Annotated in this window: 23 protein-coding genes; 12 read left to right on the forward strand and 11 right to left on the reverse strand. The window is 44.1% G+C overall.

Going from position 1 to position 22,356, the window contains the following annotated elements:
- On the reverse strand, positions 1–425 hold a 425-nt coding region (locus tag IT291_02655), incomplete at its 3' end, for a hypothetical protein (protein MCC6220120.1).
- Between the two features lie 103 nt (positions 426–528).
- Here IT291_02655 and IT291_02660 point away from each other — a divergent pair.
- Positions 529–738 carry a hypothetical protein gene (locus IT291_02660; protein ID MCC6220121.1) on the forward strand — a complete coding sequence of 70 codons (210 nt, stop codon included), beginning with the start codon at positions 529–531 and terminating at the stop codon, positions 736–738.
- Positions 739–748: 10 nt separating this feature from the next.
- On the opposite strand, the gene IT291_02665 is transcribed toward IT291_02660, so the two are convergent.
- From IT291_02665 to IT291_02680, 4 genes are read right to left on the reverse strand one after another with little or no spacing between them, the layout of a single operon-like run.
- Positions 749–1,411: a ribulose-phosphate 3-epimerase gene (locus tag IT291_02665; protein MCC6220122.1), complete on the reverse strand. Its 663-nt coding sequence runs from the start codon at positions 1,409–1,411 to the stop codon at positions 749–751.
- A gap of 14 nt (positions 1,412–1,425) precedes the next feature.
- On the reverse strand, positions 1,426–2,460 hold the full coding sequence (gene fmt, locus IT291_02670; GenBank protein MCC6220123.1) for a methionyl-tRNA formyltransferase: 1,035 nt from the start codon (positions 2,458–2,460) through the stop codon (positions 1,426–1,428).
- Between the two features lie 39 nt (positions 2,461–2,499).
- Positions 2,500–3,048 (reverse strand): peptide deformylase, encoded by a 549-nt coding sequence (gene def, locus IT291_02675; GenBank protein MCC6220124.1) that lies wholly within the window; start codon positions 3,046–3,048, stop codon positions 2,500–2,502.
- Between the two features lie 49 nt (positions 3,049–3,097).
- A complete protein-coding gene (locus IT291_02680; protein MCC6220125.1) occupies positions 3,098–4,384 on the reverse strand; it encodes a hybrid sensor histidine kinase/response regulator in 1,287 nt (428 codons plus the stop codon).
- A gap of 67 nt (positions 4,385–4,451) precedes the next feature.
- Here IT291_02680 and IT291_02685 point away from each other — a divergent pair, with 67 nt between their 5' ends.
- Positions 4,452–5,765: a hypothetical protein gene (locus IT291_02685; protein MCC6220126.1), complete on the forward strand. Its 1,314-nt coding sequence runs from the start codon at positions 4,452–4,454 to the stop codon at positions 5,763–5,765.
- Positions 5,766–5,809: 44 nt separating this feature from the next.
- Here IT291_02685 and IT291_02690 read toward each other — a convergent pair whose 3' ends face one another.
- Together IT291_02690 and IT291_02695 are read right to left on the reverse strand one after the other, a co-directional pair.
- Entirely contained in the window at positions 5,810–6,328 is a 519-nt protein-coding gene (locus IT291_02690) for a tetratricopeptide repeat protein (GenBank protein ID MCC6220127.1), read from the reverse strand.
- Positions 6,306–7,376 (reverse strand): lysophospholipid acyltransferase family protein, encoded by a 1,071-nt coding sequence (locus IT291_02695; protein ID MCC6220128.1) that lies wholly within the window; start codon positions 7,374–7,376, stop codon positions 6,306–6,308. The genes IT291_02690 and IT291_02695 overlap by 23 nt, the downstream gene beginning before the upstream one ends.
- Before the next feature lie 144 nt (positions 7,377–7,520).
- Between IT291_02695 and rpmE the strand changes: the two genes are divergently transcribed.
- From rpmE to IT291_02710, 3 genes are all read left to right on the forward strand, one after another.
- The gene (rpmE, locus tag IT291_02700; protein MCC6220129.1) at positions 7,521–7,724 is read left to right on the forward strand and encodes a 50S ribosomal protein L31; all 204 of its coding nucleotides are present in this window, start codon (positions 7,521–7,523) and stop codon (positions 7,722–7,724) included.
- 74 nt (positions 7,725–7,798) lie between these two features.
- Entirely contained in the window at positions 7,799–8,386 is a 588-nt protein-coding gene (locus IT291_02705; GenBank protein MCC6220130.1) for a TlpA family protein disulfide reductase, read from the forward strand.
- Positions 8,343–9,095: a prolipoprotein diacylglyceryl transferase gene (locus IT291_02710; GenBank protein ID MCC6220131.1), complete on the forward strand. Its 753-nt coding sequence runs from the start codon at positions 8,343–8,345 to the stop codon at positions 9,093–9,095. Before IT291_02705 ends, IT291_02710 begins: the two co-directional genes overlap by 44 nt.
- A gap of 91 nt (positions 9,096–9,186) precedes the next feature.
- Here IT291_02710 and IT291_02715 read toward each other — a convergent pair whose 3' ends face one another.
- Positions 9,187–11,235 carry a c-type cytochrome gene (locus IT291_02715; GenBank protein ID MCC6220132.1) on the reverse strand — a complete coding sequence of 683 codons (2,049 nt, stop codon included), beginning with the start codon at positions 11,233–11,235 and terminating at the stop codon, positions 9,187–9,189.
- A gap of 420 nt (positions 11,236–11,655) precedes the next feature.
- Between IT291_02715 and IT291_02720 the strand changes: the two genes are divergently transcribed.
- Genes IT291_02720 through IT291_02740 form a run of 5 tightly spaced genes read left to right on the forward strand, consistent with a single transcriptional unit; the run spans position 11,656 to position 17,128 of the window.
- Positions 11,656–11,814, forward strand: a complete 159-nt coding sequence (locus IT291_02720) for a hypothetical protein (GenBank protein MCC6220133.1) — start codon at positions 11,656–11,658, stop codon at positions 11,812–11,814.
- 52 nt (positions 11,815–11,866) lie between these two features.
- Positions 11,867–12,412, forward strand: a complete 546-nt coding sequence (locus IT291_02725) for a cytochrome c oxidase subunit II (GenBank protein ID MCC6220134.1) — start codon at positions 11,867–11,869, stop codon at positions 12,410–12,412.
- 28 nt (positions 12,413–12,440) lie between these two features.
- Complete coding sequence (locus IT291_02730) at positions 12,441–14,171, forward strand: cbb3-type cytochrome c oxidase subunit I (GenBank protein MCC6220135.1); 1,731 nt, start codon at positions 12,441–12,443, stop codon at positions 14,169–14,171.
- Entirely contained in the window at positions 14,164–15,084 is a 921-nt protein-coding gene (locus IT291_02735; GenBank protein MCC6220136.1) for an SCO family protein, read from the forward strand. Before IT291_02730 ends, IT291_02735 begins: the two co-directional genes overlap by 8 nt.
- 13 nt (positions 15,085–15,097) lie before the next feature.
- Positions 15,098–17,128: a cytochrome b N-terminal domain-containing protein gene (locus IT291_02740; GenBank protein ID MCC6220137.1), complete on the forward strand. Its 2,031-nt coding sequence runs from the start codon at positions 15,098–15,100 to the stop codon at positions 17,126–17,128.
- 55 nt (positions 17,129–17,183) lie between these two features.
- Here IT291_02740 and hemW read toward each other — a convergent pair whose 3' ends face one another.
- The 3 genes from hemW to IT291_02755 all read right to left on the reverse strand — a co-directional run bounded on the left by hemW (position 17,184) and on the right by IT291_02755 (position 19,595).
- Positions 17,184–18,452 carry a radical SAM family heme chaperone HemW gene (hemW, locus tag IT291_02745; GenBank protein MCC6220138.1) on the reverse strand — a complete coding sequence of 423 codons (1,269 nt, stop codon included), beginning with the start codon at positions 18,450–18,452 and terminating at the stop codon, positions 17,184–17,186.
- 20 nt (positions 18,453–18,472) lie between these two features.
- Positions 18,473–19,174, reverse strand: a complete 702-nt coding sequence (gene lepB, locus IT291_02750) for a signal peptidase I (protein MCC6220139.1) — start codon at positions 19,172–19,174, stop codon at positions 18,473–18,475.
- Between the two features lie 91 nt (positions 19,175–19,265).
- Entirely contained in the window at positions 19,266–19,595 is a 330-nt protein-coding gene (locus IT291_02755) for a hypothetical protein (protein MCC6220140.1), read from the reverse strand.
- Positions 19,596–19,866: 271 nt separating this feature from the next.
- Here IT291_02755 and IT291_02760 point away from each other — a divergent pair, with 271 nt between their 5' ends.
- Both IT291_02760 and IT291_02765 read left to right on the forward strand, forming a co-directional pair.
- Positions 19,867–22,089 (forward strand): type IV secretory system conjugative DNA transfer family protein, encoded by a 2,223-nt coding sequence (locus tag IT291_02760; protein MCC6220141.1) that lies wholly within the window; start codon positions 19,867–19,869, stop codon positions 22,087–22,089.
- Positions 22,090–22,195: 106 nt separating this feature from the next.
- Positions 22,196–22,356: hypothetical protein (locus IT291_02765; protein ID MCC6220142.1), on the forward strand; the 161-nt coding region annotated here is incomplete at its 3' end.

Raw genomic sequence — 22,356 nt, forward strand, 5'->3', positions numbered from 1 at the left:
AAGCCCACAAGCGAGGTGAGCAGAGTGTTTTCGACAAAGCGGCGATAATTGTTGTTGCTTGTGAAGGAAAAGAAAAGAAGAAAAGCCAAAGTTCCGTATTTGACAAAGTGAACGCGCTCTATGGGAAAAGAGATGAGTAGTTCGCAGGCGGTGCATGCAAGAATAATAGTGAGCATGCATGCCGTTAATCTGTAGGCAAATTTTTTCTTATTAGCTATTGACGAGTCTAGGGTTAGACTTCCCCATCTATTGATAGCGGCAGCAGTTATTACAATTATTCCAATTGCGCCGCCTAAGTACGGGATTATGTCTACTAAGAGCGGATATGTATTGCTCAAAACTCGGCCAAAAGTCGCGCCAACTGCGATCGCGCCAAGCGTTATGGCTGACCCAATCCGCGCTAATGTAATGCCATTAATTTTCACTTAACAATTGTTTAAACATGTTACGGATGCTACTTTCTAGTCTATATATGAGATTAGAGGCTGTTGCAAAGCTATGTGTGACAATTGATAAGGGAGCTAATAGATGGGCAAGAAATTTGAAGTTGGGGATAGAGTTAAGCGCAGTGGAGTTGAAGGGCCAGTTGGTAGTGTGTCTAAGGTGAGAGTGGAAACTGTGCGAACTACTCTTAAGGAAAACAAAGAAGGCATAGAGGAGCCGGGAGTTACGGTTACAGTGCTTTGGGATAACGGTACTACGTCCCATTTTGTTCCCGAAGGGCTTGAAAAAGCATAGTAGTTCTTCGCTAGGCAAGCGGAAGATTTTTAAGACTTTGTATCATTCTTGCGGGATCTGGATGTTTAAATATCGATGTTCCCGCAATTAGCGCATTTGCGCCAGCCCTAACGGCAACTTCGGCAGTTTTTTCGTCTATCCCACCGTCTACTGCGAGGATGATGTTTTTATTGCACTGTTTTATGAGTGCGCTAGCACGTTGTATTTTCTCTATGCTGTTTGCAATAAAAGACTGCCCACCCCAACCCGGATTTACTGTCATAATTAGCAATAGATCCAACTCGCTTATTATATCGCGAGTTAGTTCTACGGCCGTAGCCGGATTAATGGCAACGCCAGCCTTTGCCCCGCAGTTTTTTATTTGCTGAATAATTCTATGCAAATGTGTGCAGGCTTCCAGGTGTACGGTGAGGTAATCCGCACCGGCTTGTATAAACTCCTCTATATGGTTTTCTGGTGCAGCTACCATCAAGTGGATATCTAGTGGTAATGACGTAGCCTGTCTTGCCACTTTTACCACCGGTGGCCCAAAGGTAAGCGGCGGAACAAAATGTCCGTCCATTACATCTACGTGAATCCAGTCCGCTCCAGCGGCTGTGATTTTTCTTACTTCCTCACTAAAGCACCCCCAGTCAGCGGCAAGTATCGACGGTGCTACGATAGGTTTATTCATAATTAAGTTCGCTCTCAATCGAATTTATCGCCAATATTAAACTTGTATCCCTTAACGATTTCCCGAATCGGTAGACAGCGCCTTCCGGGAAATTGCATTTCGTCAATTGACAAATATTGCCCGTCTCCACTCGCTACAACTAGTTCGCCAGCATTGCTCTCAACAATAGTGCCTGGCGATGCTGGAAGATAGTTTTGGTTATCGACTACATGTCCTTTTAGAACTTTTAGCAACGTCTCGCAAAAAAAAGTTCTGCCCCCAGGTTCTGGCGAAGATGCGCGAATTCTTCGCGCAATTATATCTGCCGAATCTTGCCAATTTATTACAGTATCCTCCTTATCCCATTTGGCAGCGTACGTTGCACCCTCGGATTCTTGTGGTTTAGCAGTTAGTTTTCCGCTTAGAATGTCTGGCAAAGCTTCGACTAAAACTTTTGCGCCGAGTTCAGCCAATAAGGCGTGCAGTGAACCAAAAGACTCATTGCCTTTAAGTGCGACTATTTTTTGGCAAAAAACGGGGCCAGTGTCCAATCCCTCGTCGATTAGCATAATGGATATACCCGTTTCTGCATCGCCGCTAAAGATAGTATGCTGAATAGGTGCTGCTCCTCTCCAGCGCGGCAATAGAGAAGGGTGAATATTTATTACGCCTATAGATGGGAAGTTTATAAGCGATGCGGGAATGATTCTACCATAAGCAACGCTAATAAAGGCATCCAGTCGGGGTAGTGAGTTTAGAAACTCTACTAACGAAGTATTTTCAGCGTTTGTGGTAGACAGGCATTTTGCTTTCGTGGTCTCCTTATTGCCTGTATGGCAAAGTTTAATATCCTTTAGTGAAGCAGGTTGAAAAACTGGAATCTCGTTTTCCTGAGCGAAGTCTTTTACTGGAGGAGCTTGAAGTTTTTGACCTCTGCCGGCTGGTTTATCTGGTCTAGTAATGACGGCGGCAACATGCCAATCTGCGTTCGCAAGCAATGCTTTTAGGGCAGGGATGGCAAACTCCGGCGTGCCCAGGTAAACAAAAGTTGGCTTTGATGGTGAATGCATTTTGTTTATTTGCTCTGTCGCATTAATACTTGAACTAGATCAAAGTTTAAGTTTATGGGGGCTTGGATTTGGTAAGATATGCTTTTTTAGCTTGGATTTTATCATCGAACGCTTTAGGCGGCTTAGTCGATCGATAAACAAAATTCCGTCGAGGTGATCGATTTCGTGCTGAAGGCAAACGGATAATAGGCCGGTAGCTTCTATGGTGATATTGCTTCCATCTACATCCTGCCCGCTAACCACTACATTAGCCATGCGCACGACATTCTCTCTAATGTCTGGAATACTTAAACACCCCTCTTCACCTTCGCTTTTTCCCTCGGATTTTATAATCGTTGGGTTGATGATTTTGTAGAGAGATGAGGCAGATTTGGTATTTTCACCTTCTTCGCTTTCTCTCACATCTAGAACAATCACTCTGTGGGGCGAGCCTATTTGCGAAGCGGCGAGTCCGATGCCCTTTGCGGCATACATGGTTTCCGCCATATCATCTAGTAGCTTAACGATGTCCTTGGAGATTTTTTGAACAGGAGTGCACTTTGTTCTCAAAAAAGGGTCAGGATAAGTCAGAATCTCTAGTAATGCCATTTTTTAAAAAAATGTTCTTAGCCAAAAAATGTTTATATTCAGATTAACGTCAAGCTTCTATCAGTTTTGCCACCAGTGCCGTTAACTGATTGTGCTCAAAGGGTTTATGCAAGAACGGCCGCTTGCAGCTTTTTAAATAAGCCTGCGTCTCTCTATTGTACGAGTCTCCTGTAATAAATGCAAAATGTTTCTTTTGATTGGGCCAGTTTTGACAGATTGACTCATAGATATGTCGTCCACTCGTGCCTGCTAAGTTGAGGTCGCAAAGAATGGCATCAAAGGTTTCTCCAGCAGTGAGGAGCGAAAATGCTTGTGCGTGGTCGACACAAGTGCACTCCGCAGTGCGTTTAGAAATTCCCTCGAATTCAATGATTTTCTTTATTGCTGATGAAACCGTTTGGTCGTCTTCTATTATGAGGACAGATACCTCTTGTGCCGCCTGATTGCAGTCTCCAACGAAACCTTCTCTGAGCGTTTCAAGCGTGGATTGTTGTGTTTCGACTTCATTAACCACTGTCGTAACGTTAGCGGTGGGCAACCAAATTCGAGTGCAAAAACTAAAAGAACCGCCTTCTAAGTGTTCCTCTTCGAGCTGTATGCTGCCGCCAGCGCGTTCTAGGATTGCCATTACTGCTGCAAGGCCAAGCCCGGGATGCTTGTTGTCCTGATAAGTGGAAACAAACGGCTCGAATAATTTTTCTAGCGCAATGTGCTTGGGGCAGCGAATAGGATTCTTAACCGATACGACGCTTCGGTTGTCTTTTTGAGTTACAGAAATTTGAATTGGCTCTACTGATAGATTATTGTCGTCGGTGATCCTTTCGCTCAATGCATGTAGAGCTGCGTAATGAGCGTTATTGAGAACCTCATCGATAACATAGCGCAACTGTTCCTCGTTCATCAAAATTATTGGCGAAATCGTCGGAGTTGTTACCGTAGTTTCTATTTGTTGGTAGCTTTCGTCGTCGCGAATTTTTGCTAGGGAAGAGCAGAGGATATCGTTTAGGGCATTTCCCTTATAACAATCCTCTCGAGCCGATAATATAAACAAGAGCTCCTCTACGAGTGCCGCAATTCTCCACGCCTCCTGCGATAACGCAACGCAGTAGGATGGAATTTTCTTGCGAAAGTCATCTGCTAAATTTGTGTTTCTTGCTATCTGTTGAACGAGACTTGCAAGCGAAATAATAGACGTAAGCGGATTGTCTATTTCATGACAAAATTTATGAATAAACTCGGAAAGCCTAGTCTCCTCGCGTAGATCGTTCCTAGTTATGGCTGGTTTTTCCTTGCGCTTGGCAACTGTGACTGTTTGATTTAGTTTCTTTGCTGACATGGGTAGTGATTTTATAGAAAATTCGTTCTCATGCAATATTTGATGATTGTTCTTGGCATATATCTTTATGAATAAGGCAAGATTGCTGCTTTCCGATAACTCGCAAGCAAACAATGTTTCAAGTCCTGAATTATTTACTGTGACGCGCTTGCTCGCCATTGCAAACAAATTTTTTAGCGTTAGTTGGACCATATTTTTTATCTTATTGGTGTTTCTTTGCGTTCTGCTGCCTCGATTTGATTTTTATTTAGAAGATGTTCAGACTTTTCTTTTTCCGCTGTTTCTTTTGGCGCTCCGGAAATTGCCTCGAAACACGAGGTTTCGTCTTCCGCTAGGCTTGGTTGTTACAGCATTGCTATTCTGGCTCGTTGGTGCCTTGAATGTGCGCGCATTTAGTTCAAGTGTTTCTAATAATAGTTTGGTCTACCTGTCTCGCTTGGAGGCCGATAAAGATGGGCTTTTAGGGAGAGATCTGTATCTGCGCTACAACGAGATTGCTAAAACGTACTCCTTGCCTCGCATGGCTCTTGTTCAGCGAAGCTTTAGTCACGACGAAGAGGCTGAGAGCTGGCTAGAAAAGCGATCTTCAGCAATATTTCTCGTTCACGGTTTAGCCGAGTGGCTTCGCGTAATAGTTCCAGATAGGTCTTCGTATTTTGACGAGCCTGGCTTTATTTTTAAGCAAACTAATACTGAAGAGCTAGCCAAGGAGGCTAAAGATTATTCAATAAATTTAAGCAAAAATTCACTAGTGGTGCAGCCAGATTTTTTCCCAGTCCCACTAGTTTTTTCAACTCATCCGGGTTTAATCAATCTCCCTGGTGCAACGCCCGAACTAGGGCGGCATTTCTTGGCTTGGATGGCTCGAGCAATAGGTCCGCACATAGATAAGGATGAGGGCCTAGGAGAAGTTTTTTTAGTGGACGCAAACGGTTTTAGGAGAAATGATGGGGATTCTGTCGCGCGAGGTCGGGAAGACGTGGATGCCATAAGAAAACATTTTTTGTATAACGCCATATCAATTGATGGACCGTGGAAAACTCTCGCCCCGCGTTCGGCAGCGCTTTTTTATCTTGGATTGCTTGAGTCAAAGGATATATCCGATGGTCAATACTATTCGGCAGCAGCTTTAAAATGTGCCTTAGCTGCCTTTAAGAATGCGGCTAGTTTTGTCGAGAAGCGGTTTAATGCCGATATTTACGCTGCTATTTTTAATAACGCCGCAGTTCTGCAAATCATCGCGGCAGAAAATGCCCGCGATATCGCGCGGGCGAGGCAGTGGCTAACTAAGGCTGCTATGCTTCCCGAGACGGGAGTTTCAAATCATGCGAGTAAATTAGCTATGCTAAACCTGCTCATGTTGGATAGGGCTGGTTTATAGACAAACAATAGTTGTAATTGTTTATGCCTACGGTTAATGAGTAGTTATTTATTTTCCTCGCCTTCTAGTTCGCTTTTAACTATTTCTTTGTGTATGCGATCTATGTCTGCGTCAAAGAGAAGGGGATCTAAGTCTCGATTGGCACGCAGTAATTCAATTGCTTTTTCTTTAGAGGATTCGTTTTCAAAATAAGATGCTACTTGTCGCAGGCGGTCAATTACAAATTCTCTTTGAACTTGCGACTCCTCCGCCTGTTTGTAAAACGCCAAAGCCTCGGTCGGTCGGTTTGTTTCTAAATATATGTCTCCGATTAGAATGTAATAAAAGTATGGATTCTCAGAATCCTTGCGGTGTTTGTCGGCAAGTCGCTCGTCTATATGTTTCCTATAGTGAGCAATTGCCTCATCTGCTTTTCCTTCTTGGCGCAACTTCTCCGCAAGTTCGCGATGCGCACCGGGATAAGAGAAAGACCAACTAAACTTGCCAAAGTAAAAGTGACAGGCAGAAAGAAAAAAAATGGAAAAGGCAACAAAGATGTAATTAATAGTTTTCAAGCAACTCACCGGCATTCCTTTTTTCTAAAATCTCCGACAGCCACGACAAGTATCCCTGGTAGGAGGGCAGCTTATGTGGTTCCTTCTTGTAATCGATTCCAGGCCTGCGCCGCCACCTGCGATGCCACCAAATCCACTGCTCCGGATGCTCTCGAATTACTTTTTCCAAGCGCTTATTGTATATGTCCAATACGTATTGAGCTGCAAGCATGATTTCCTCACGGGAATGTTTGTCGCTCGAAGAGTCGAAAATGTTCGAGTAGTCTATCTGTTTCGTGTGAACTTCGTGAGTCAACGCGTCAGTTCGTATAATGAAAGATGAAAATATAGGTAGCCCGTACTTAAGCCCTATAACGATTGGGCCAAATGGGCTTGCAGCTCGCAAACCAAAGAATGGCGAAAAGGCATTGTCTAGGCTAGTATCTTGGTCAATTAGAAAGGCTACAGTACCACCTTTTTTTAGGGCTCTTAGAATTTTTTGTCCGGAGTTTAGCTCGTTGCGCCATATGGTCTTTGTCCCATAGGCAAGCCTTAAGTTCCGCAAAATGTATTCCAGAAAAGAGTAGTTAGGCGTTCTTCCAACCACGGTTAGATTCATGCCGATTGCACAATAATAAGCAGCTAGTAACTCGAAACACCCTATATGAGCACTCAGTCCAATAGCTCCCTTGGGGCTGTTAATTACTTTCTGAACGTAAGCAGTAGATGGCGAAGAAATTGAAATTTGCCATGGAAATTTTCGCTTTTTAGCTCCTTCCATATAAGGAGTCACTTCTAGTCTATCTATCAAAAGCAACTCTCCAATCGATTCTCCCACGTGCCGAAATAAATTCCTCACTATTTTGCTACGTTCTTCTTTAGGGACTTCTAGAGCAAGCTCAAGTTGTCGCGTGGCTAGTTTTACCTCTCTAGGGCAAAAAATCTTAATCAATATCCCTATTTGCTTAGTTACTGATATTAGCAACCTGGGAGGCAGAAACCGCAATAGGGTCTTAAAGAAAGAAAAAAGCCCCAGGTATAGCTTGTCCCTTGCACTTTCTGTTAAAAAATAAACCAAAGCACTAGTATCCTTACGTTGAAAGGCTTGACTGAAGATTTAAAGCGGGTAATCTAGCCCTTTATTTATATAGAATCAATGAAAGTTCAATTGGCGTGTTTTTAAAACATGTCCTAATATCATTAATTTAAGAAGCCTACTGTTATGAAGAAAGATATTCATCCAAATTATTCCGACTGCAAAGTGTCTTGTAGCTGTGGAAATAGTTTTGAGACCCGTTCCACTGTTAGCGAAATTAAACTCGCTGTCTGCGGCGGTTGTCATCCCTTTTACACTGGAACGCAAAAGATTGTCGACGCGGCTGGTAGGGTAGATAGGTTTAAGAAGCGCTATGGTATAAAGTCCTAGTGGCTTGTATTAAGAGTCTTAAAAAGATTACTCCTTGTGTCAGAGCTATCCTACGGCGTTGTTTTATCTCATGCTTGTTAATTTGTTCTGCTGCTTGCAATACGCGGGACTCTACTACCGATAGCTTCCAAAACGGACTCCCGATTACTCGTTTTAAGGCCGGACAAGCAGCTCCTCAGATATCGCTTAATGATCTAAGTGGGAATGTGCGGACTCTCGCTGAGTTTAAAGGCAGAGTTGTGCTCATCAATTTCTGGGCAACCTGGTGCGCTCCTTGCGTCGCAGAAATGGGTGCTTTGGAGCGTTTATATCAAAGTTTTAAAGATCAGGGTTTAGTGGTGTTAGGAGTTAGCGGGGACTCAGATGCGCAGTTTCTTGCTCAATTCGTTAAAAAGTCCGGCATTACTTTCCCTATATTGCATGATGCAAGAATGCTAATGGCGGCTGAATTTGGAGTTACGGCTTTTCCAGAAAGCTATTTTCTCGACGCACAGGGTAAATTTTTAAATGTTGCTGAACCGGAATCAAAGGGTAAGGTGGTGCGGATCGTTAGCGATAGACGTTGGGATTCTGAAGAGTTTAAAAAAATGGTATCCGAGCTTTTAATAGATAACGCGCATGTTGCCAATAGTTCTCAAACTGGGTTCACTTCCGATTTATAGTTTTGGGCTTATGCTCGTTCTCGGTATCCTTTCGGGCGGATACTGTCTTGCAAATAATTTGGAAAAAGCTGGATATGACAAGAGTCTTGCTGACAACATAGTATTTTGGGCGGCCCTTTGGGGAATAATAGGGGCTCGCGTTTTTTTTATCTTGAGTTATCCTCAAGAGTTTCTAATCGATCCTATTAGTATGCTGTTTGCCAGTGCTGGCTTCGTGTTCTACGGATCTCTAATATTTGGCGCTGCTAGCATTTACGTTATTCTGCGCCGACAAAATATTCCCTTCCTTCAATTTGCCGATCTCGCTTCAGTTCCACTTTTAATTGGATATGCGGTTGGTAGATTGGGCTGTCACTTATCGGGGGACGGAGATTATGGTGTGTACTCAACCCTGCCGTGGGCTGTAAGCTACAGCCTTGGCGTAGTTCCGACGCCAGCAGGAATCAACGTCCATCCAACTCCGGTTTACGAAACGATTCTCGCTTTTTTAAGTGCCTTTCTGCTGACACGCATGCAATGTAGCAAGAGTGCTCGACTGCCTGGTAGTTTCTTTGGATACTATCTAGTTCTATCTGGCTTGGCTCGGTTCCTGGTAGAGTTTATTCGCATAGAACCTATAATAGCCTGGGGCTTAACTCAAGCTCAGATTATTAGTGCGGTGCTTGTTTTCGCTGGTATTGCTTTAGCGGTGCGGCGGAAAGCGGTTTAGGGCAATAAAAAAGGCCACTTAATTTTAAAAAATTAAGTGGCCTTAGTCTCAAATCGCATTAGCAATTTTACTAATGCGATTTCTCTAGGAATTAGTAAATGTCGTGCATAGTATTGTAGACGTTAAACTTGCCAGTCGGCGTTACGATCCTTTCATCTTTAATCACCGTTTTTAGCTTGCGAGTCTTATCGTCGACGATTACTATAGCTGACTTTTCGTTTTGTCCGTTCCATACCGAGAACCATACTTCGTCACCTTTCTCGTTATATTCCGGATGAACAACGCGTTTTGGTCCAGCCCCAAGGTCTGCCCAGTCGGCTATCGGCAACACTTCATAACCTTTATCGAGATTAGCAATGTCGAAAACTGCTACTGACTGGCTAATCTTAGCGTCCGGATTTAATGGGGTGTCCACCCAAAGATTCTTCGACTTCGGGTGAGTCTTAACAAAGAGCGATCCCCCACCTTGCCCCTCTAGGACTTTAACGACTTTCCAGGCATTGTTTTTGTGTCGAGCAGGATCCGTTCCAATCATCGTTATCTTGCTATTGCCCAATGCGCTTGTTACCCAGACTGGCCCAAGCTTAGGATCCGTAAAGTTTGCTCCACGCCCAGGATGAGGAATCTTATCCACATCTATAAGCGCCTCAATCGATCGCTCTCTCGAGTCTATAACCGCAATCTTATCGGACTTGTTTGCTGCCGTCAGGAAATACCGCTTAGTCGAATCCCAACCGCCATCATGTAGGAAACGAGCGGCGTTGATGGTGGTTACACTAAGATTTTCAATATCTTTATAGTTTACCAATAATACCTGACCTGTTTCCTTGATGTTTACGATAAAGTCTGGGTGTTCGTGCGAGGCCACAATTGCAGCAACTCGTGGCTCCGGATGATACTCCTGAGTGTCTACGGTAACTCCACGAGTAGAAACAATGCGCAGTGGCTCAAGCGTAGCCCCATCCATTATTACATACTGTGGAGGCCAATATGAACCGCCAATTGCGTATTTATCTTCGTAACCCTTATACTTAGACGTTTCCACTGAACGGGCTTCGAGGCCAATTTTAATTTCCGCTACTGTCTTGGGCGGCGACATCCATAAATCGACCAAGTTAATCTTGGCATCGCGCCCAATGGTGTATAGATAGCGACCGGAAGTAGAGAGACGCGATATGTGCACTGCGTAGCCAGTATCGAGTATGCTGACTATCTTCTTCGTATCGCCATCGATTACCGCTACCTGCCCACTGTCGCGAAGAGTTACGCTCATGAAGTTCTTGATATTCAAGTTGTGCATTGGTTTTTTAGGCCGCTGTGCAACTGGAACGATAATCTTCCAAGTGCCCTTCATTTCTGGTAAGCCAAACTCTGGTGGAGCTGGTGGCTCGTGCTGTAGGTAGCGAGCCATGATGTCGACGTCTTGCTTTGTAAGCTCTCCCGAAGAACCCCAGTTAGGCATGCCTGCTGGTGAACCAAAGTCAATTAAAGCTTTTAGGTAATCAGTGCCCTTCTGACGAGTTATGTCAGGTGTTAATGGTTTACCCGTAGCTCCCTTTCTAAGCACTCCATGGCAGCCAGCGCAGCGCTCGAAAAATATTTTCTTTGCGCGCTCGAACTCTTCGTTGGTTATTGCTGGTCCAGCAGCAGCAACTTTGGTTTGTTCCGCCGGTATGACTAGCGGCGCAGACTGATAAGTTACTTCAGCTTGCGGAGTGTCTGGGTGCGCTTGGCCCTGGGCCGGGTCAGTTTTTGCTTGGGTAGTTCCCCTTACGGCTTTAACAGCATCCGCAGTTACCGTTCCACCTGGATTCGACCACGTATTTGCAACATAGGTCAAAATATCAGCAATGTCATTATCGCTAATGTGACTCATCGCTGGCATGGTGTTGTTGTATTTTTCCCCATTTATTATCATCTCGCCAGTTCGGCCATTAATTACCACTCCAATAGCATCCGTGTAAGGGGCCTTAAGGAAATCCGATTTTGCTAGCGGAGGGAATGCGCCTTTCAAGCCCTGGCCGTTAGGTTGATGACAAGCCGCGCAGTTTGCCAGATAAGCAGCCTGTCCGTTTTCGAGCGCACCTTTTGGTGGGCGCTCATTAGTAGCGTCCTCTGCGTAGGCGATGTTAGTAAACAAACCACCTGATGCTAATAGGGCTGCTATCGCTGTAAAGATTTGTTGTTTGCTAAACTTGTTTTTCACGATTTAATTACCCTTATAAACCCTCAATGCTTTCTGCTGTTTTGAGGCTATTTGATTGCCCTTACGCGAAATCTACGAACAAACTCATCCTACTGATAGTGCGCCTGGTCGTAGCACCCTAAGATGCCAAACCTCGGCGGGAAGACTATATTTTTTTGCACTAAGCATCAATAGATCATTTCATGGCGTATCTCCCCCCAAGCCTACAAGACTGATGTATAAGCCGCCTCCGGAAAGTAAGTTAAATATTTGGCGAAAACTTAAAGACTGTTTGCCGCAAAAGTAGTATAGTTCGTCCGACTGAAAATTGGGCTGCTGTTGTAATCAATGTAGTTTGCTGCGGAGACTTAAGCTATGAGTAATGACGAAGACAACAAAGAAATACCTGCGTTGCAACGGTTGTATGATAGCCCATACATTTTGTTGTTGCTTGGGTTGTTGGTGATGTTTGTTTTTTACACGATTTGGGGATTATTAGAGGTTGTATTATTGCCTACGGGACAACTGCCGTAGTAGCGCTTGAGGTATTTCGTTAAAGTAATGGCAATATTAACGAGGAGGGTTCATGGCTAGTGAATTGCATTCGGCGATTGTATCTCCAAAGGGAGTTTGGTGGTCTCCTGTTGGGACGCAAGAGAAGCGGTGGATAACTATAGCTTTTATTTGGTGCTTGATACTTTTTGCCATGATGCCTTTTTGGCACATGAAGGGCGGCCAAAACCCTACCGGTATTCGCTCTAAGGTCGATCCCATAGAATTTGTTAAGCGGACGGATAGGTTTATTCAGGATTATAAAGTCGGCGAAGAAAACGGATTTCCTGTAGTTGCCCCGCCTCCTGGGAGCGATATCTATCTTTTGGCGCGCATGTGGAATTGGTCTCCGGTACTAAAGTTAAAAAAGAATGCCGAGTATACCCTGCATCTATCGTCTGCCGATGTTAATCACGGATTTGGTCTTTTCCCAATTAACGTCAATGTTCAGGTGCTGCCTGGTTACGATTATGCGCTGCGAGTAACGCCGAACGAGACGGGCGATTTGCGGGTGGTGTGTAATGAATTTTGTGGCATCAATCACCACTTGATGATCGGTAAAATAGTTGTTGAAGACTAATAAATAACTATAGAAAAAAAGGAATTTTATGAGCGATACCCTTCAATCTTTCGCAGCTCGTTTTAGAAAATGCCCTATCACTGGACTCTCTGTCGATAGGAGCGCCGAGTTATTGATTAAAGTAAATGCCGTTGTAGCTGTAGTGACATTCCTCATCGGCGTGTTAGCAGCGCTAGGACTTGTACTTACTCGTTGGCAAGCAATACATCTTCTAGATGCAAGCATGTATTATCGCTTTCTTACGGCGCATGGTTTAAACATGCTTATCTTTTTTATCATTTTTTTCGAAATGGCCGTATTGTACTTTGCTGGTCCGGTAGTCTTAAACAGTCGATTGCCAGCCCCTAAAATGGGGTGGCTAGCATTCTTGTTGATGCTAGCTGGTGCTGTGTTGGTGAATTGGATGGTTTTTGCGGGGAAGGCAGATGTGCTTTTTACGTCTTATCCGCCTCTTAAGGCTGATCCGAATTATTACTTAGGTATTATTCTTTTCGCGGTTGGTGCGCTAATAGTGTGTGGATTGTTTTATGCGTCTTTAGCGGTAGCAAAAAAAGAAAAGACGTATGAAGGTTCTATGCCGTTAGTAACCTTTGGGGCGCTTACTGCAACAATAATAGCGATTATTTCTCTTCTTCATGGGGCTATAATATATATTCCAACTTGGTTATGGTCTATGAATCTAATGCCCATGGACGCTCAGATATATCGCCTAATATGGTGGGGGCTTGGTCATTCATCCCAACAGATCAATGTTGCCGCTATGGTATCAGTTTGGTACTTGCTGGCCGGCTTAACAGTTGGTGGCGTGGTTCTTAATGAGAAGGTTAGCCGCACTGCTTTTGTGCTATATGTGCTCTTTATTTCGATGGCATCGGCACATCATTTGCTAGTAGATCCAGGTATGGGGCCCGCTTGGAAAGTGTGGAACACTAGCTATGCAATGTATCTTGCCGTTCTTGCTAGTATGATACATGGATTTACTGTGCCAGCCGGAATTGAGATGGGACAGCGTTTGCGTGGGTTTACGCATGGCACGTTTGAGTGGTTGCGAAAAGCTCCTTGGGGAGACCCGGGATTTTCGGGCATGGTTCTTTCGGTCATTATATTTGGCTTTTGGGGCGGTATTACGGGAGTTACGATTGGGACAGAGCAAATCAATTTGATGGCTCATAACACTATGCGTATTCCAGGGCACTTTCATGTTACGGTCGTTGGAGGCACTGCATTGGCATTTATGGCCGTTACGTATTACGTGCTTCCCCTTATTTTTCAGCGCCGCGTTGCATTTTGGGGTATGGCGAAACTTCAGCCTTATGTTTTCGGCATAGGAATCACTGTAATGTCTATGGCAATGTCTTTTATGGGTTCCTTTGGAGTTCCTCGCCGCCATTGGGATATAAGCGGAGCGCAGGCTCCTTTCCACGTAGAATTTCATCCGGCTGTAGATCTTTTGCAGGCAGTATTTGGCATTGGAGGGCTGGCAGCCGCTGTTGGCGCATTGATGTTTATAGCTTCAGCGGTAGTCTCGGTGTTTTTTGGCAAACGCGTTACTGAGGAATGTATAGCAAAAGGGCTTCCTGGAATTCCACAAGGAGTATTAAAGCTTCCAAGTCAGACGTATAAAGGTTCGATGGTCGAGAGGACTCATAAGACTGGGACTCCAGGTACGGTAGTTCTCGTATTCATCTTTTTAGCATGTTTTGTGCTTTATTATTTTGTAAACTGGAAGTTGTTATCGGTTTTGTGGAAAATTGGATGATTTAGCTTTATCGGAACGCCATGCTATTACTGCTAGGCGTCTTTTTTTTGGCTGGCTAGTGGTAACAGCCTTTTTTTGGGGTTTCGCGTTTTATCGCGCTCCTGTTGCCTCGTCGGATTGGCTGTTGCGCGCACAGTCAGCGTGTTTTGGGACAAGCGAAACAGGTCTTCCAGATACTTATGGGTGGATGGTTTTGATTTTAGCTCCTAGTTCATTTTTAGTAGCTATACTGGTAGCCATTGGAAGCGATCTTTATCGCGGGTTAAGAGGGGTATCTTCTAATGGCATTATCGCTAAGGTTTTCTATGGATTTGTTGCGGTTCTTATATCGGTAGAGGCTATTTGGGTAGCTGGAAGAGTGCAGGAGGGTTTAGGTATTGCGGAAGCCTCATTTACGTCCACAAATGCAGAAGGACTTCCCGAGTTCTATCCTCGAAGTCGCAATGAGGCGCCAGAATTTTTGCTAATAGATCAATTTGGCAAAGAGGTATCGCTTGCGAGCATGAATGGGAAGGCTGCAATTCTCACATTTGCCTTTGCGCATTGTCAGACAATTTGTCCGGCCTTGGTTTCTTCTACTAAAGCAGCGCTAGCGAGCTTGCCGGCGGAGGAGACGGTGCTTCTCATCGTTACGCTAGATCCATGGCGAGATACTCCCACTTCGTTGCCATCTCTTGCAAAAAAGTGGGATTTGGCTCCCAATGCCCATGTAATGTCGGGAGAGGTGGAAAAGGTTAATGGAGTTATTGAAAGTTATAAAATTCCAACCGAGAGAGACGAAAAAACCGGCGATGTGGTTCATCCTGGATTGGTTTTTATATTGTCGCCGGATGGAAAAATTGCCTATACCTTTAATAATCCTTCATCTCGTTGGATAAGTGATGCGGTATCGGCGGTCCTACAAAAGCCGTAATTAAAAGCGTTTAATGTCTGAGCAAAGCATTCCTGTTCGACCCCCTTTATCTAAAGCTGTAGCAAAGGTGTTGCGACCGCTAAACAGTTTTTTCGATTATTTTTATCATTCCGAATACAATCCTTTTTATCGCAGTGGAACTCTAGCGATCGGTTTGCTGTTTGTGCTTTTGGTAACGGGTTTTTATTTGCTCTTGTTTTACGATGTTGCAAGTCCATACGCTTCAGTTGCGGCGATTCAGGAGCAGGTTTGGTTAGGTCGTTGGATTCGTGCGCTTCATCGCTATGCCACGGATGCTGTCTTAATCGCCGTATTCTTTCATGTTTTGCATTTAATGGCTCAGGGAAAAACCTGGGGGCCGAGAACTTTGGCGTGGATTAGTGGCGTCGTGTTATTGCTGTCGCTTTTTATATCTGCCTGGACTGGTTATGTGATGGTTTGGGATCGCCACGGTCAGGTCGTGGTGGAGGCCGGGGCAAAGGTGCTGCGGGTGTTTCCTTTTTTGCGCGATGAACTGGGAACCGCTTTTAGCGGAAGGCAGCCACTGGCGTCGTCATTTTTCTTTATGAATTTATTCTTGCACGTAGCAGTTCCGCTTGGGATGGTGTTTTGCACCTGGGTTCATACCGCTAGATTGGCGAGAACCGTGTGGTTTCCTATTCGGCCAGTCTTTTATGGGAGCTTGTTTGCCCTAATATTGATGTCGCTGGCTTTGCCCGCTGTGCTCTTGCCAGAGGCAAATTTATTGGGCGCTGTGGGCAGGACAGAAGCAGATTGGTTTTTTGGTTTTTGGATGCCTATAATTAATACCGCTTCGCCTGAAATTGCCTTATGGGTATGGGTTTTTTTGCTAATACTTGGCCTATCTCTTCCGTGGTGGTGGCGACCATTGAGAGCGCAGCACGGGCCGGTTTCTGAAGTAAATGTTGATACCTGCACTGGCTGTACACAATGCGCCCTGGATTGCCCCTACGAAGCAATTCGCATGATTCCACATCCCGAGGGGAAGCATCTGCTTGCTGAGGTGTCTAAAGGGCTTTGTGTAAGTTGTGGGATATGTACGGCATCCTGTGACGTCTTTGCTATAGGTCCAGCAGGACGCGCTGGTCTAGATCAAATGAAATTTGTCGAACAATTTTTGGCTAGGGAGGCGAGTGTAGATGCGCTAAGACACATCGTTATTATTTGCTGTAATCACAACGATGGGATGGGAGAATTCGCCAAAAATCTCGCAGACAAGCGAGAGGAAGTGCATTACTTTCCAATTAACTGTTGTGGAACGATTCATAGCACCGCACTAGAGCGTATATTAGAGAAGTTTGGCGCTGTTTTGTTATTGGGTTGTGCGGCGAGAAATTGCAGCAACCGAGATGGATTAACGCTTGTTTCTGGCAGGCTTTTTTCTAAAAGGGTGCCATTTTTAGACAAGAAAATAGATCGGCGACGCATTGACATAGCGCCGCATTCTCCAAGTGAACGTGCTCAAGTAGCTGAATCAGTAGATAGTCTTCTTGCGTTTGTCAGCACTAACGTAGAGCACGTCGATGCCAAAAGGACGCGCATGGAACGAGGAGTATGGTTTGTTAAGCGAACTATCGCGACTGGCGCATTAATGTGTCTCATAGCTTGTTTCAGCCAATTTCCCATGGGCGAGGAGGCACATAATGGCTTATTGCGCGTTATAGTTCGGCTTCCCAGTGCAGCCAGGCTTAAATGCCGTGCCGCAACTAGTGATGAATTTGCCAATTTACCACAGCACATGCGTCAGCGAGAAGTGTGCGAACAAGTGCCTTTGAGTTATCAGTTAAGAATAAGACTAGATGACTCGGAGGTTTTTTCTAAAGAGTTGAGCCCCAGAGGTCTTCGCGCCGAGAGGCCTATTTTTGTTGCTGAAGAGATCGAGGTTCCGCCAGGGGAACGCATGCTAGAAGTAAGTATTCTTCCAGCTGATGGCACCCAAGTCGTAAAGGGGATTTTAGAACATCGGAAGCTAACAACTTTTTCGAAAGGACAGATAGAGTTGGTATCGCTAGGCGAGCTCTAGCATCGTGGCGGATTTTTTGAAAGGCTAGCAGTGCGATACGCTTATTATTCGTCCATTATGCTACGCCGTTTGCAAACTCCTCTAAAACGCTATCGGCAAAAAGAAATCCCTTGTCTGTTAGGGCGAGGTTGTTGTCGAATTGCTGTATGAGGTTGTTGCTAAGTAACTTTTGAATCGCAAAATGCTGATCTTCAAGCATGGAGCTCTTAAATAGTTTTTTGTAGTTTGCAAGGCAGATTCCCTTTTTTGTGCGTAGGTTTACTAAGAAGAATTCTAGCTTGGCTTGATTTTTATCTAGTGTCTCCAGTTGTTTTATCGCCGTCGCGCTTTGGTTTATCTTGTTTATGTAAGTGAGTGGATTTGAGTGATTGGTCCACCTTTGGCCCCAGGCTGTATTCTTAGGAATTGTCTTTCTAAGTTTGCTGCCTTGCCAAATGGTTTCGTTTGAAAAGCTGTGAGCTCCAGCTCCAACTCCTAGGTAATTGTCGCGGGACCAATAACGCAGATTGTGTTTGCACTGGAAACCCTCTTTTGAATAGTTGGAAATTTCGTATTGCGCGAAGTTATTTTCCCTCAGTGAGACTTGAGCGAGCCCATACATCTTGGCAACTAAAGCGTCATTTGCAGCGATTTTTTCTTTTGCTAGTGAGCGCTTGAAAAATTCTGTTCCAGCTTCGATCGTAAGACCATAGATTGAAATGTGTTTTGGTTCGAGTGCTACGGCATGTGTAATGTCGGCTTCCCATTGTTCTAAGCGTTCTCCCTGGATTCCAAATATCAAATCCAAATTAATGTTGGTGAACCCTGCCTTTTTGCAGCAAAGAATGGCATCTCGAGCATCCTTAGCGGAGTGAATTCTTCCCAGTTTTTTAAGTTTCTCCTCCGAAAAGCTTTGAACCCCTAAACTTATTCTATTTATGCCCATTGCCTTGAAAGTAAGAAGTTTTTCTAAACTAAGTTCTTCAATTAGCGTTCCCGGATTAGCCTCAATAGTTATCTCGTTGTTTGTTGCAAGCTGGAAGTTTTGTTCGATTGCACGGAGTATTAGTTCAATCGAGCTGGCAGAGAAAATCGAAGGAGTGCCGCCGCCAAAAAAGATCGACTGGACTTCTTGTCTGCTCCAGGCAGAGTTATTGGCGAAGTACTCTAGTTCAGCAATTATAGCCTCTGTGTAAGCGCGTTCGAGATCATGCGGATCTTGCTGCGCCGAAGTGCCATTGGCGCGCAAGACAGATTCGAACGAAAATGAGTTAAAACTACAGTAGGGGCATTTGTGTACACAAAACGGGATGTGAATATAAATGCTTAACGTCGCTCTGTTCAAAACGCTTCCAATTAAGCAAGCTAAGACACGGTGTGAAAGATTCTACGCCAATGATGTAAAGACCAATAAATGAAAAAAGCCCTTCCCTTTACACGGCTTATATCTAGGAATGGAGACCTCCAGTAACGCGAGTCTTTGGAAAAATCTCTATTGTCTCCAAGCAGTAAGATCTTGTCGTCGGGTACAAGCACTGGTCCAAAATCCTTTCTGCCGCCTTGCAGCCAATGAGCTTGTGGGTCTTCATAAAGCTTGCCATTGATAAATACGGAAGTTCCTCGTACTTCAATCGTTTCGCCAGGAAGCCCCAACACTCGCTTAATGATATTTGTGTCCGACTCGTCTATCTCTGCTGTGTTTGGATCGTCTGGAAGAGTAAAAACCACTACGTCCCCCCGTTCGGGCTTGCTTAACTGCCAAACGGTTTCCTTAATAAAGGGGAGCCTAAGACCGTAACTCAACTTATTTACTAGGATGTGATCGCCAACTTGTAACGTAGGTTTCATGGATTCAGAAGGAATTTTAAAAGCTTCGACCACCGAAGCGCGAAGAAGAAGTGCTATTGCGATTAGCAAGCCTAAGCTCTTAACAACGTCAATAATCTCGTTCCAATTAGAGGACTTGGTCTTTTTTGATTTGCCATGGGAAAAACCTAGAGCTTTGGCTTCACGGGTTTTATGCTGCTGTGGGTTAGAGGATGTTTCGTTCTTGTGCAAAGTCTTCATGTTGTCGCTTTCCCGAATCGCTTGTATTCAATTAATACAAGTATACACTTCTTGCCTGTTGTTGCACAAATGCTAGAAGGCTGATCTCAGATTAAGCGTTATAGGCCTGGGGCCGCCCAAAGATTATAGTTCTGCACTCTAATTGAACTTGAGGTTCCTTGGCTAATACCGTGGCAACAAAGATTCCCGTTTCAAATGCTCTTTGTTTCAGGATTTCAAGTTTCTCCGCATCGATTAGCTTAATCTTTGCTATAATGTAGTGATTGATTTCTACCGAAACATCATCGTGGTTGTCATCGAAGACTTTCGTTATCATGCCAAAAATCGGGTAAGTCTGGCCAACTTCCACCTCGCAGCACTTTAGTTCAAGTCCAAATTGCTCGAAAAACCCTTTTTCTTCTACCTCTTTTGTTAATTCCATTGGCTATAATCTCGTCTTTCTTGATTCTTATGTCTATAATGAGCCTGCTCAGGCACTTGCTGTAGCAGTTTTTGCCCTACACGTACTGTTATGTTAGCTCTATTTCTAAACGTGCATAAAATACATGTTTTATGCGTTAAATTATTGCGAGGAAAAATTTATAAAGCCGTTTGAGAGCGCTGAAGGAAATTTAATATATTGAAATTGTTAGTCAAAATATCTCACTTTTTTGCGTTTGATCTATCTGTGAAATTTTTGTTTAAGTAATTTAATGAAGACTTATCTCGTCAAAATTTCTCATGACGCTGTGCTAACCGCCGCATCCAGCGAAGATCTCTTTACTCAACTGCACGAAACTTTAAGAGGCGGGCAAGTTAGTTTAGAGCTAGTAGCAATAGGGCAAAACATTGCATTTTGCATTACGGCCGAAGATGTCGTGGCTCAAGTGGTAATTGGCCAGATTTATGCAATTGCATCAGACGCAGAAGTAATGGAAGTATCGGATTTTATTAAGAAATTTGGTTCGCAGATGAGATTTGTGAGTTCCGAGATTTCGCTTGTTCGGAATGACTTATACCCACTAAAGGATTATCGGGAATTTGAGGGCGACTCGCTATCTGGTCTGCTTAGCGTGCTGTCCAAATGCGTCCCTGGCGAGCTAGCGATTGTCCAAGTTGTAATTCGAGCTGAAAGGGATTCTGGCTTTCATCATTTAGTTCTAAATGTTCGCAAGAAAGTGGATAAGATACGGCATATTTTTAGAACTAAATATTGGTTTAAAAAAGGTGTTTCTGAAACTTTTAAAAATAGAATTGAAGAAAAGACTTCAGGAAGGCTGTTTAGAGCTAATGTGCGAGTTGCCGCTATTAGCAACGATCCAGACATAGATCCCACGCCTCGCCTTAAAGCGCTCATAGGCGCGATGTCGAATTTTAACTCCCTAGATCTAAACCAAATTAGGGCGGGCAAGATAAGGCGATTGGTTGATTTACCAAAGTTTTCTCGGCGGTTTTTGCTAAACGGGTTTTTGTTATCTACTAGGGAACTCGCAACTTTGTTCCACTTGCCTAGTGCCAAGGAAGTTCCAAATTTGGTACACGTATTGTCAAAAAAAGAGGCTCCACCGCAAGATCTTCCCACAGATCCAAGTGACCTGGCTATTTCGTTTTTTGGCTGCACTAATTTCAGAGATCAGCGAGTTCCCTTCGGCATTAAGAGATCCGATCGGCGACGGCACTTATACGTTGTGGGCAAGTCTGGTTCTGGCAAGTCGAAGTTACTGGAGCTTCTTATTAAGAACGATATCGACACTGGGCAAGGCGTTGGAGTGCTCGATCCACATGGTGACCTAGTTGAAAATGTCATAAGGCTTGTTCCCGAAGAAAGGATTAAAGATGTGATTGTTTTTGATCCGTCGGATCTCAATTTCCCAGCGAGCTTTAATCCCTTAGAAAAAGTTCCCGAAGAATTAAAAATGCGGGTAACGATTGGTTTTATTGAAATCTTTAAAAGGCTTTTTGGAATCAATTGGTCGCCGCGAATAGAACACGTTTTGCGTTACACAACTTTGGCCCTTTTGGACACGCCGGGGACCACGGTTCTTTCGATTCTAAAAATGCTTAGCGACAAGAACTATCGCCAAATGATAGTTCGCAATATTGAGGATAATGTTGTAAAAAACTTTTGGGTCAACGAATTTGCGGGCTGGTCAGAGAAGTTTGACAATGAGGCGATTACCCCGCTTCTCAATAAGGTAGGGCAGTTTGTCGCCACCAATATGATTCGCAACATTGTGGGTCAGCCAGAAAACTTGTTTAATTTTCGCGACATAATGGACAAGAAAAAAATTCTTCTGATGAAAGTATCAAAAGGAATTTTGGGCGAGGAAAATGCCGCTCTTCTGGGAGCTATTGTCGTTACTAAAGTTTATCAAGCGGCTATGTCTAGGGCGGATGTTCGCGAGGATGAGCGGGTAGATTTCTACTTTTACGTAGATGAATTTCACAACTTTGCTACTGATACTTTTGATGAGATATTGAGCGAGGCTCGCAAGTATAGATTGAATCTAACATTGGCCAACCAGTTCCTTGGGCAGCTTAACGAGCGGATTCGCAAGACAGTTTTTGGCAATGTTGGTTCGCTCATTTCTTTTAGACTGGGAGGAGAGGATGCCCACATGGTGGAGAATGAGTTTAATCCTCGTTTTAGTGAGAGGGATATTATAAATCTTGGCGTGCGCGATTTTTGTATCAAAATGTCTATCGACGGAGAGATCAAGGAAGCCTTTTCTGGCAAGACTCTCAATATGGATATTCCCAAACGCCATTTTCGTGATAGGTGTATTGAGCATTCGAGGAAGCATTACGCTCGCCCGCTAGCCGAGGTTAAGGGGATTCTTAGCCGTTGGGAGGAAGGTGAGTATGATCCTAGTGCATCGAGTAGCGGCGTTTCGTCGTTAGATAATGAAGTTGAGTTTGATGAGCCGCTTATATAGTAATCAGAGTAAAGTAAGTAGGTAGTTTGGGAATATCTGACACAGAACTGACACTAGTATGGCCTTTGATGGTGTTGAGTTAGATAAAGTTTAATAGGTGGAAATAATGGAAACAATTCCTTTTAAGAAAATTCGGGAAAAATATCCAGATAAGTTTCTAGTATTGGTTGACTATGAAGAGAAGGAGCTATCTTTAAGTGAAATAGAGATACTGGGAGCTCCATATTACCATGTCTATGAAACTGGGAAGGAAATGTTTGATGCGTA

The organism is Deltaproteobacteria bacterium (assembly GCA_020845775.1).
In the GTDB taxonomy this organism is placed as follows: Bacteria; Bdellovibrionota_C; UBA2361; order SZUA-149; family JADLFC01; genus JADLFC01.